Genomic DNA, 11,526 nt, shown 5'->3' on the forward strand with positions numbered 1-11,526 from the left:
TTCTGGCGGGATTTGAAAAATTTGTAACGATATAGATAATGCCCGCTCCGAATTGGGAGCGGTCGGAGGAGGAGAGCATATGTCGCTGGATGATCCAGAGGACAAGGGGGAGGACAGGCGTCTGCGGGCGCAGCCGGATCGGGCGACCGAAAAAACCGGCGCGGAAGCAAAGCCGACCTTGAAGACGATTGCCGAGTTGACGGGACTTGCCGTCACGACCGTGTCGCGCGCGCTCGCCGATGCGCCGCAGATCGCATTGGAAACGCGACAGCGCGTCCGGCAGGTGGCGGAAGAGCTCGGCTATCTGCCGGACCGGGCCGCACAACGCCTGCGCACCGGCCGCACCAATGTCATCAGCCTGGTTCTCGACCCGCACGAGGAAATCCTCGGTTATGCCACGTCGATGATCAACGGTCTGACGGAGGCGCTACGCGGCACCGCCTACCACCTCGTCATCACCCCGCATTTCCTCAACACGCCGCAGATCGATCCGGTGCGCCACATCATGCGCAACCGCATGGCCGACGGCATCATCTTCACTCGCACCGAGCCCAGCGACGAGCGCGTCAAGCTTCTGATGGAAAACAACTTTCCATTCATCTGTCATGGCCGCACGGAGCTTGCGACCGCCCACCCCTATGTCGATTACGACAATTACGCCTTCGCCTACCAGGCGGCCCGCAAGCTGATAGAGGCCGGCGCGAAAAAGCTGACGATCATCCTGCCACCGGACCGCTTCACCTTCGCCCAGCACATGCGCCATGGCTTCATGACGGCAGTGCGCGAGGAAGGCATCGGTTTCGAGATCGCCAAGGGCGTGACGCTGGACAGCAAGTCCGAAGATATCCGGGACTATCTCTATAGGCGCATGGGCGAGCCGGAGCGGCCGGACGGCTATATCTGCGGCGGTGAGGTTTCCGCGCTTGCTGTCATGGCCTCCGCCTATGACCATAAACTGGAACTCGGCAAGGATATCCAGTTGGTCGCCAAGCAGACGTCAGGACTGTTCGACCAGATCAGGCCGCGGGTCGAGACGATCTATGAGGATCTGACCGAGGCGGGGTTGCTGATGGGGCAGTTATTGCTGAAACGGATCGGCGGGCCGGCGCCGGTCGGGGAGTTGCAGGCGTTGCAGACGGTGTGAGGGTGCGGCATCCACCCTTCTTCCCCCTTGCGGGGAAGATGTCAGCGGAGCTGACAGATGGGGGTGGTGCTCCAAATTCGACGGGGGAGATTGTTGACCCCCCCTCTGTCGCCGCAGGCGACATCTCCCCCGCAAGGGGGGAGATTGAAGGCTCCCGGCAAGGGGAACCAGACTTCTCACTCCTCCTCGACAAACACCTCTTCGCGCTTCTTCTTGACGCTCGGCAGGAACACGACCACCAGAACCAGCGCCGCAAAAATCAGCAGCCCTGCACTGATCGGCCGCGTGACGAACGTCATCGGATCGCCGCGCGACAGGATCATCGCCCGTCGCAGGTTCTCTTCGAGCAGCGGACCGAGCACGAAGCCGAGCAGCAGCGGTGCAGGCTCGCAGCGCAGTTTCGACAGCACGTAGCCGATGAGGCCGAAGAAGGCAACGGAATAGAGGTCGTAGACGTTGGAATTGACGCTGTAGACCCCGATGGCGCAGAAGGCCATGATGATCGGGAAGAGCACGTAATACGGGATCGTCAGGAGCTTCACCCACAGCCCGATCAGCGGCAGGTTGAGGACGACCAGCATCAGGTTGCCGATCCACATCGAGGCGATGATGCCCCAGAACAGTGCCGGCTGTTCGGTCGCGACATTCGGGCCGGGCACGATGCCCTGGATGATCATCGCGCCGATCATCAGCGCCATGACCGGATTGGCCGGGATGCCGAGGGTCAGAAGCGGGATGAACGAGGTCTGCGCACCGGCATTGTTGGCCGATTCCGGACCTGCGACACCGGCAATCGCGCCGTGGCCGAACTCCTGCGGGTTCTTGGAAACCTTCTTTTCGATCGTATAGGAGGCAAAGGCCGCAAGGATCGCGCCACCGCCCGGCAGGATGCCGAGGATGGACCCGACCGCCGTGCCGCGCAGCACCGGCCCGACCATCGCCTTGAACTCTTCCTTCGAAGGCATCAGGCCACTGACCTTGGACATCAGCACCGAGCGCGTCTGCTCGTTTTCGAGGTTACGGAGGATTTCCGCAATACCGAAGACACCGACCGCGACCGCCACGAAGTTCAGCCCGTCCGCATATTCACGAATGCCGAGCGTGAAGCGCGGCGTGCCGGTATAGATGTCAGTGCCGACCAGGCCAAGCAACAGGCCGAGCGCCACCATGGCCAGCGCCTTGATGATCGAACCGTGTGCCAGAGCGATCGACGACACGAGGCCGACAACCATCAGCGAGAAATATTCGGCTGCACCGAACTTCAGCGCGATGGTGGTCAGCGGCGGCGCGAAGATCGCGACCAGGAAAGTCGAGACCGTGCCGGCGAAGAACGAACCCATGGCGGCTGTCGCCAGAGCAACGCCGGCCTTGCCCTTGCGGGCCATCTGGTAACCGTCGATCGCCGTCACAGCGGACGAGGATTCGCCCGGCATGTTGATCAGGATCGCCGTGGTCGAGCCGCCGTATTGCGCACCGTAATAAATGCCGGCGAGCATGATCAGCGACGAGACTGGCTCAAGCTGGAAGGTGATCGGCAGGAGCATGGCGATGGTCGCCGTGGCGCCGATGCCGGGCAGAACGCCGATCAGCGTTCCGAGCAGCACGCCGATCAGGCAGAAGAACAAGTTGGCGAGTGAAGTTGCGGTCGAGAACCCGAGCGCGAGGTTATGAAACAGTTCCATGTGTCAATAATCCCAGACGTCGAGCTCAATAGCCCAACCAAGGCCCGAAGGTGCGGAAAGGCAGGCCGAGGCCATAGCTGAAGACCAGCAGCGAAAAGACCGTCAGCCCCGCGGAGAGGATGACCGCCATCAACGGCTTCATGCGTTGTGACGCGAAGGATGCGATCAACGCGCAGATGAAGATTGACGGCACGAAGCCGAGCCCACGCACGGTCATGCCGAAGATGACCGGCGCCGGCAGGATGAACAGCATGCCCCGCCAGGCGAACGAGCCCATGGCTTCGCCCTGTATCCGAAAGGCCTGGAAGAGGATGACGCCGCCGAGCACGATTAGCACGCAGGCGAGAATGAAGGGGAAATACCCCGGCCCCATGCGCAACGCCGTGCCGAGCTCGAGATCGAGCGATTCCAGCGCGAAGAAAATGCCCGTCGCAATCAGCAACAGGCCGCATATGAGGTTGGTTGTGTCGATTTTCTGGGAATTCATGGTGTCTCCGAAGGAATGGAGCGGTGCTGCGGGTAAGCCCCTCCCCCTTGTGGGGAGGGGTTGGGGAGGGGATCTTTCTTTTAGAGAAAACCCCTCCCGCCTGCCGGCCACCCTCCCCACAAGGGGGAGGGTTAAGAGTGCTGCTGCGTCTCAAACTCTATCCGCGAGTCACGCTTTTCAGCAGGCAGCCCAGGCAGGAGCTTAGTCGGCGTACTGGCCAGCAGCTTCGATGACCGGCTTCCAGCGGGCGATTTCGCTTTCGAGCTTGGCCTTCAGCGCGGCCGGGGTCGCATCGCTTTCCGGCGACGGCTTGGTGCCGAGTTCGGCGAAGCGGGCGCCGATGTTCTTATCGGCCAGAGCGACCTTCAGAGCGCCGGAAAGCTTGTCGAGTGCTTCCTTCGGCGCGCCCTTCGGCGTGTAGATACCGTGCCAGATACCGACTTCCATCTGCGGCAGGCCGGCTTCCTTGACGGTCGGAACGTCCTTCAGGACGTCGAGGCGAGCCGGCGAGGTCACGGCGTAAGCCTTGACCGTGCCGCCCTGGATCTGCTTCGTCGTGTTGGTGGTCTGGTCGCACATGATGTCGACCTGGCCGCCGAGAAGATCGGTCATCGCCGGGCCCGTGCCCTTGTAGGGAACGGTGACGAGCGCGGTCTGGATCGAGCTCATGAACAGCATGCCGCAAAGGTGCGAAGCGGCACCGATACCGGCATTGGCGACGGTGACCTTGTCCTTGTTGGCCTTGGCGTATTCAACGAGACCCTTGAGGTCATTCGCCGGCATGTCCTTGCGGGCGAGCAACGTCATCGGAACGTCGGTGACGAGACCGACATAATCGAAGGCTTCGAGCGTCTTGTAGGGCAGCTTGCGGTAAAGCGAGTCGCTGGTCGCCATGCCGATATGGTGCAGGAGAACGGTGTAGCCGTCCTTGTCCGCATTGGCGACGCGGGCTGCACCCAGCGTACCGCCGGCACCACCGACGTTTTCAACGACGATCTGCTGGCCGAGCGTCTTTGACATGTTTTCAGCCACGAGACGGGCAACCGTATCGGTCGGGCCGCCGGCCGCAAACGGCACGATCATGGTGATCTGGCGCTCGGGATAACCGGCTGCATTGGCAACGGCGGAAACGAGCGAAAGCGCCGCAAGAGCGGTAGCGCCGAGAACGGCGTTCAGGATTTTCATCGGGGGTCCTCCAGGATGAAACGAATGGCCAGAGCGGGCGCACGTTTCTCCTCCGGCGCTACTCTGCCAGTCATTTGCCGGAACGCCCGCAGCGCGTGCAATCGTTGCGGAAGTCTTAAATTCGGATTTCTGCGGATGACGCGCCGCAGCATGGGTGGATTCGGAAACAACACGCCAAAAGCGCGGGTGGATTTCCACCCATCACCTCGCAAAGCTCATGCCGATCCTGGGATAAGGCGTGGCGCTTCGCGACCCGAAGCGCTTGCCCGGCTGGCTTATGTTACATTTTCATGACCGGCCTTTTGTCCATTTCACAGGCGAAACCAGCGTGTCCGATCCAGCCGCTTTCATTACCGAGCCCGCCCGCCGCGTAGAGGTTATCCGCCGGACCGAGGTGTTGGTGGTTGGCTCCGGTCCCGGCGGCCTTGCCGCCGCACTCGCCGCCGCCCGTGCCGGCGCGGAGGTGACGCTGGTCGAACGCTTCGGCTGTTTCGGCGGCAATATCACCGTCGTGGGCGTCGAAGGGTTTGCCTGGTACCGACACGAAAAGACCGTCGAGGCAGGCGGCATCGGCCGTGAATTCGAAGAGCGCGCCAAGGCGATGGGCGCTGCCGTGCCGGAAAGCCAGTCGCTGAGCTACGAGCTGGATTCGGAAGGCTTCAAGGTGGTCGCCGACAGGTTGGTGGAGGAAGCGGGCATCACGCCCATGCTGCATCGCCAGTTCGTGGCGCCGATCATGGACGGCAACCACATCACCGGCATCATCACCGAATCCAAGGCCGGCCGCGAGGCGATCCTAGCAAAATACGTGATCGACGCGACGGGAGATGCCGACATCGCCACAGCAGCCGGCGCGCCCGTGATGAAGACGCCGGTCGAAGCCATGCAGGCGGCTTCGGTGATGTTCCATCTCGCCGGCGTCGACAAGCGCGCCTTCCTCGCCGGCGTCCGCTCCGACCCGCAGACCTATGGCGACTGGTCGACCGGCGAATGGCAGATCGAGACCTCCGGCAAGGAGGACAAGATGTTCTCGCCCTTCCTTGGAAAACCCTTCGCCCAGGCGATCCGCGAAGGCGTCATCCCGGCCCATCTCAACACCATCGCCGGCACCTGGGGCGCCATGCATGATACCGGCGAACTCACCTATATGAACCTCGTGCATCTGGCCGGCTGCGACGGCACCGATCCCGACAGCATGACCCGCTTCGAGATCGAGGGCCGCAAACAGGCCATGCTGGCGATCGAAGCGCTACGCCGCTACACGCCTGGCTGCGAAGGTGCGCGTCTGCGCAATTTCGGCATGACGATCGGCATCCGCGACACCCGCAAGCTGGATGCCGCCTACAACATGACGGAGGACGACGTCCGCAACGAAGCTCGTTTCGAGGATACGATCGGCATCTATCCGGAATTCATCGATGGCTACGGCGTGCTGATCCTGCCGACCACCGGCCGCTACATGCATATTCCCTATCGCAGCATGCTGCCGAAGGGCGTGGAAAACCTGCTCGTCACCGGCCGCGCCATCGGCGGCGACCGCATCGCCCATGCCGCCACCCGCAACATGGCTTGCTGCGCGGTCGCCGGTCAGGGAGCGGGGGTTGCCGCAGCCCTTGCGCTACGCTCCGGCCGATCGCTGAACGATGTCGATATCACTGCCGTCCAGCAGGAACTGACGCGCCAAGGCGTGCGGATTCACTGAAGGATCAGCCGTCGCGTTCGTCCTGAAGCAAATTCTCAAAACCGTGCATCTTCTTGTCGAGCCCGTATTTCTGCATCTTTTCGTAAAGCGTCTTGCGGGAAATGCCGAGGGATTCGTAGACGGGCCTCAACGCCCCGCCATGCGCGGCGATCTCCCCGGCGATGATGTTACGCTCAAAGGCGGCGACCTTGTCCGCCAGTCGGCCCGCGCCGTCCTTCACCGCACCCGGCAGGCCAGCTGTATCGGCGGGCTTGGCATCAAGCCCCAAAACCAGCCGATCGGCGGCGTTGCGCAGCTCACGTACATTGCCCGGCCAGTCGCGTTGAGCGATCAACGAGATCACGTCGGGCAGCACGTCCATGTCCTCGCGGCCATAGCGCGCCGCTGCTTCTCGAACCAACTGCAGGAAGAGTAGTGGAATATCCGCCCGCCGCTGAGAGAGCGCCGGTACATGGATCGTCGCGACATTCAGCCGATAGAGCAGGTCAGCCCGGAAACGTCCCGCTGCCACTTCCGCCTCCAGATCCACCTTGCTGGTCGCGATGAAGCGCACGTCGAGCGGCACGGTCTCGTTGGAGCCGAGCCTTGTGATGACCCGCTCCTGCAGCACGCGCAAAAACTTCGCCTGCAGGTCGAAGGGCATCGAACCGATCTCATCGAGCAGGATTGTGCCGCCCCGCCCATGCTCGAACTTGCCATAACGCGGCCTGAGCGCACCGGGGAAAGCCCCGGCCTCATGGCCGAACAACTCACTCTCGATCAGATTTTCCGGCAGCGCCGCGCAGTTGATGGCGATGAACGATTTGTTGGCGCGCGGCCCGACATCATGTAGCGCCCGGGCCACGACTTCCTTGCCGACACCCGTATCGCCGATGATCAGCGTATCCGCATCCGCCGCGCCGATAGCACGAATGCGGTAGCGCAGATCCACCATGCCCTGCGTTCTGCCGGGAAGCCGGGTCTCGAGGTCGTCCCGTTTACCGGCAACCGCCTTCAGCCGCCGGTTCTCCAGCACCAGCCCGCGCCGATCCAGCCCGCGGCGGATGATGCCGGCGAGATGTTGCGGCGTGAACGGCTTTTCGAGGAAGTCATAGGCCCCTTCCCGCATCGCCTTGACCGCAAGCTGCACGTCGCCATGGCCGGTGACCAGGATGACCGGGATTTCCGCATCAAGCTCCCGCACCCGCTGCATCAGCGTCATGCCGTCTATGCCGGGCATGCGGATATCGCTGACGACGACGCCGTCGAAACCGTAACCGATCAACTCCAGCACGTGGTCGGCGTTCGAAAAGGTCTGGACTTCGAGGCCGAACAGCTCCAGCGCCTGGGCCGTCGAACGGCGCAGTTCCTCTTCATCGTCGACCAGGAGTACCCTCTGAACAGTCACTTTGATTTTTCCATTATTCGGCCGCTTCCAGAAGACTGCTATCCGCCACATCCAGCTCGATCAGGAAGACTGCCCCGCCCTCCGGATGATCGGTAACCGAAAGGCTGCCACCGAAATCCTTGATGATATTGTAGGAGATCGACAAGCCGAGCCCCAGCCCCTTGCCGACGCCCTTGGTGGTGAAAAACGGATCGAAGATACGCTCCCGGATCGCCCCTGCCACGCCCGGCCCGCGATCCCGCACGGAGATCGTCAACTTGCCGTCCTGCTGGACGGCTGCAACGCTGATGCGCCGGTCATCCAGCCCTTCGACAGCATCGGCGGCATTGGTGATGATATTGACCAGCACCTGCTGCAGACGTACCGCGCCGGCCTTCACCGCCGGTATCGTCGCCGGAATATTCACTTCCAGCTCCGCATCCGCCGTCTTCAGCCGCGCCGCGACAATCTCCAGCGTATCGCGCACCACATCATCGATCGCCACGGCACCGAGCTTCTCGTTCGGCTTGCGGGCGAAATTGCGCAGGTGCTTGCTGATCGAGGCCATGCGGTCGATCAGCGCCGAAATGCGCTTCACATTGTCCCGCGCCTCTTCGGTGCGGCCGAGATCGATCAGCACGCCGGTCGTCTCGGAATAGGTTTTTGCCGCAGCCAGCGGCTGGTTGAGCTCGTGCGACAGCGCAGCCGACATCTGCCCGAGGCCTGCGAGCTTGCCGGCCTGGATGAGGTCCGCCTGGGTCTGCCGTAGCCGTTGCTCCGTCAACCGCCGCTCGGCGATCTCTTCCTCGATGCGGCTGTTGACGCGGGCAAGATCGGCGGTGCGCTCGATGACACGGCGCTCCAGCTCGCTCTGCGCTTCCGCCTGCAGCAACATGCGCTCGTTGAGCCGTGCCCGCCGCTGAATGATGATCGCCAATGCCAGGCAAGCGAGGCAGAGCGTCAGCACCGCAGCCATCGTCGCCGTGGTCGCCTGCGAATGGACCGAACCGGTATCCATCAGCACGTTCACCGTCCAGCCGGCATCCGGCATCGGCTGCGAAACGACGAGATATTCCTTCTCCACGCCGCCGTCGGAAATCATCATCACGTCACGGCCGGCAAAGGAACCAGTTCGAACCGGCAGTTCCCGCAGCTTGGCATCCGCATACCGCCGCGAGGCTTCCGTGCGGGCGACCCTATCCGGCGTCAGCGGCAGGATGCTGGCATAAAGCCATTCCGGACTGCCGGTCATGAAGATGATGCCTTCCGGATCGGACACGAAAATCCGGTCGTCCCCGCCGCCGCTCCAGCTATCCTCGATATTGTCGATATCCACCTTGAAGACGATGACGCCGCGGATCGTGCCGTCGATCTCGATCGGCGATCCGAAATAATAGCCGCGCTTCAGCGACGTAGTGCCGAGCGCATAGAACCGGGACTGTTTGCCCGCCGCGGCCTCCTGGAAATACGGCCGGTAGATGAAATTTTCGCCGATGAAGGAGACGGGGGAATCGTAATTGCTGGCCGCGATCGTCTCGCCGTCCATGGTCATCACATAGATGTCCGAGGATTTCAGCAGCGTGTTGATGTCCTTGAGATAGGCATTCGTCCAGGCGCGCAGGCCCGGGTTCTTCGGATCGAAGATCAGCGCCTCGATATTGTTCTGGTCGGCGATCAGTGCCGGCAGCGCCTCATATCGCTTCAGATGCCCGTCGAGCGCCGAGACTGCCAGGCGCAACGTCGTGCCGGCCTGCAATTCCGCCTCTTCCATATAGCTGCGCGCGACGATGTCGCTGCCCTTGGAGACCAGCGCCACGCCGATCGCCAGAAGCGCGATCAGAGGCAGAAGAATGCGATATCTCAAAACGGCCGGCTCCTCCCCAGGTCGCGATCTCAAGCTGTAATCCATGGCGAGATCGCCTCGCGCATTTTAATGGCTGCCACAAAAATTTGCATCAGACTGCAAGGATTTACAAGAAACGCGCCTGAGCGGCCTTTATACAAGTTTTACTTGACCGGGAACCCACGCGGGAACAGTCTCCCGGGTGGGGCCAGATCAAATGCCGGCAACGGCACATCAAGGGGGTATTTTATGGTATATGTACTTGCACTTCTGATCGGCGTGATCGCCGGCCTGCGCGCCATGACCGCGCCTGCGGCAATCGCCTGGGCGGCCTATCTCGGCTGGCTCAATCTTTCCGGCTCCTGGCTCGCCTTCATGGGTTCCGTCTGGGCCGTCGGCATCTTCACCATTCTCGCACTCGTCGAACTCGTTACCGACCAGCTGCCCTCGACGCCAAGCCGCAAGGTGCCGCAGCAATTCGGCGCCCGCCTGATCATGGGTGCGCTGACCGGTGCTGTGATCGGCATTCCGTCCGGCGGCTGGATCGTCGGCCTGATCGCCGGTATCATCGGCGCCGTGATCGGCACCTATGGCGGCGCGGCTGTCCGTAGCAGGCTGGCCGCCAGCTTCGGCAAGGACCCGCCGGCCGCCTTCATTGAAGACGCCGTCGCCATCATCGGCGCCTATCTGATCATCTCGTCCATCGTAGCACCGGTCGCCGCATGACGGCGTATGACGCGATCATCATCGGGGCCGGTCAAGCCGGCCCTTCGCTTGCCGGCCGGTTCAACGACGCGGGCAAGAAGGTTGCCATCATCGAGCGCAAACATGTCGGCGGAACCTGCGTCAACACCGGCTGCAAACCGACCAAGACGCTGGTCGCCAGCGCCTATGCCGCCCACCTCGCCCGCCGCGGCGCCGATTACGGCGTGGTGCTCGACAGCGCCGTCAAGATCGACATGCCGGCGGTGATGCGCCGCTCCCACAAGGTGACGCTCGACAGCCGCAAGGGCAATGAAAGCTGGCTGGAAGGCATGCCGAACTGCACGCTGATCCGCGGACATGCAAGGTTCGAGGACAAGAACACCATCCGCGTCGGCGACGAAATCCTCACCGCACCGCAAATCTTCCTGAATGTCGGCGGCCGCGCCACGATCCCGGATTTTCCGGGCATCAACGATATTCCCTATATGACCAATAGCGACATCGTCATGCTCGACCGGGTGCCGAAACACCTGATCGTCATCGGTGGCAGCTATATCGGCCTGGAATTCGCACAGATGTACCGCCGCTTCGGTGCTGAAGTCACCGTCGTCGAAAAAGGCTCCCGCCTCGTCGGCCGTGAGGACGAGGATATTTCCGACGCGATCCGCGAAATCCTTGAGGCCGAGGGCATCACCGTCCGCACCGGCTCAGACGACATCCGCTTCCGCAAGGATGGCGAGGACATCGTCGTGCATGTCAGCGCCGGAGCACCGGAAGTGATCGGCTCCGACGTGCTTCTCGCTGTCGGCCGCCGCCCGAATACCGACGATCTCGGCCTCGACAAGGCCGGCGTCGAACTGGATGCCCGTGGTTACATCAAGGTCGACGACCACCTTGCCACCAACGTTCCGGGCATCTGGGCGCTGGGTGACTGCAACGGCCGCGGCGCCTTTACCCACACCGCCTATAACGACTTCGAGATCGTCGCCGCTAACCTCTTCGATAGCGAGAACCGCAAGGTTTCAGACCGTCTGGTTGGTTACGCGCTTTATATCGACCCGCCGCTCGGCCGCGTCGGCATGAGCGAGGCCGAGGCGAAGAAGTCTGGCAGAAAGGTACTGGTCAGCCGCCTGCCGATGAAGCGTGTCGGACGTGCCGTCGAAAAGGGCGAGACGCAGGGGTTGATGAAATTCATCGCCGATGCAGATACACGCGAGATTCTCGGCGCTGCCATTCTCGGCACCAGCGGCGATGAATCGATCCACGGCGTGCTCGACATGATGAATGTGAAAGCGACCTATGATCAGCTGCGCTGGGCGGTTCCGATCCATCCGACCGTCTCGGAATTCTGGCCGACGGTGGTGCTCGGCATGAAGCCGGTGTGAACCTCTTTTGCACAGGATTCAAATTTT

The 11,526-nt window shown here is 62.3% G+C and carries 9 protein-coding genes; 4 read left to right on the plus strand and 5 right to left on the minus strand.

Annotated features, from left to right (window positions below; translation table 11 throughout):
• Window positions 1-79: 79 nt before the first annotated feature.
• Window positions 80-1,144, plus strand: coding sequence for a LacI family transcriptional regulator (locus KX729_RS10780; RefSeq protein ID WP_219742427.1), 1,065 nt, complete (start codon window positions 80-82; stop codon window positions 1,142-1,144).
• Between the two features lie 176 nt (window positions 1,145-1,320).
• On the opposite strand, the gene KX729_RS10785 is transcribed toward KX729_RS10780, so the two are convergent.
• The 3 genes from KX729_RS10785 to KX729_RS10795 form a co-directional block, all read right to left on the minus strand.
• Window positions 1,321-2,826 (minus strand): tripartite tricarboxylate transporter permease, encoded by a 1,506-nt coding sequence (locus KX729_RS10785; RefSeq protein WP_219742428.1) that lies wholly within the window; start codon window positions 2,824-2,826, stop codon window positions 1,321-1,323.
• Between the two features lie 25 nt (window positions 2,827-2,851).
• Window positions 2,852-3,313: a tripartite tricarboxylate transporter TctB family protein gene (locus KX729_RS10790; RefSeq protein WP_219742429.1), complete on the minus strand. Its 462-nt coding sequence runs from the start codon at window positions 3,311-3,313 to the stop codon at window positions 2,852-2,854.
• A gap of 201 nt (window positions 3,314-3,514) precedes the next feature.
• Complete coding sequence (locus KX729_RS10795) at window positions 3,515-4,498, minus strand: tripartite tricarboxylate transporter substrate-binding protein (RefSeq protein ID WP_219742430.1); 984 nt, start codon at window positions 4,496-4,498, stop codon at window positions 3,515-3,517.
• 328 nt (window positions 4,499-4,826) lie between these two features.
• Between KX729_RS10795 and KX729_RS10800 the strand changes: the two genes are divergently transcribed.
• Entirely contained in the window at window positions 4,827-6,200 is a 1,374-nt protein-coding gene (locus tag KX729_RS10800; RefSeq protein WP_312990751.1) for an FAD-dependent oxidoreductase, read from the plus strand.
• A gap of 4 nt (window positions 6,201-6,204) precedes the next feature.
• On the opposite strand, the gene KX729_RS10805 is transcribed toward KX729_RS10800, so the two are convergent.
• On the minus strand, window positions 6,205-7,587 hold the full coding sequence (locus KX729_RS10805) for a sigma-54-dependent transcriptional regulator (RefSeq protein WP_219742431.1): 1,383 nt from the start codon (window positions 7,585-7,587) through the stop codon (window positions 6,205-6,207).
• Window positions 7,588-7,600: 13 nt separating this feature from the next.
• Window positions 7,601-9,430, minus strand: coding sequence for a sensor histidine kinase (locus KX729_RS10810; RefSeq protein WP_246617508.1), 1,830 nt, complete (start codon window positions 9,428-9,430; stop codon window positions 7,601-7,603).
• Window positions 9,431-9,658: 228 nt separating this feature from the next.
• On the opposite strand from KX729_RS10810, the gene KX729_RS10815 reads away from it, so the two are divergent.
• Together KX729_RS10815 and KX729_RS10820 are read left to right on the plus strand one after the other, a co-directional pair.
• Window positions 9,659-10,135: a DUF4126 family protein gene (locus KX729_RS10815; protein ID WP_219742433.1), complete on the plus strand. Its 477-nt coding sequence runs from the start codon at window positions 9,659-9,661 to the stop codon at window positions 10,133-10,135.
• Window positions 10,132-11,499 carry an FAD-containing oxidoreductase gene (locus KX729_RS10820; protein WP_219742434.1) on the plus strand — a complete coding sequence of 456 codons (1,368 nt, stop codon included), beginning with the start codon at window positions 10,132-10,134 and terminating at the stop codon, window positions 11,497-11,499. Before KX729_RS10815 ends, KX729_RS10820 begins: the two co-directional genes overlap by 4 nt.
• Window positions 11,500-11,526 lie beyond the last annotated feature (27 nt).

This window comes from Neorhizobium populisoli (assembly GCF_019430945.1).
Lineage (GTDB): Bacteria > Pseudomonadota > Alphaproteobacteria > Rhizobiales > Rhizobiaceae > Neorhizobium > Neorhizobium populisoli.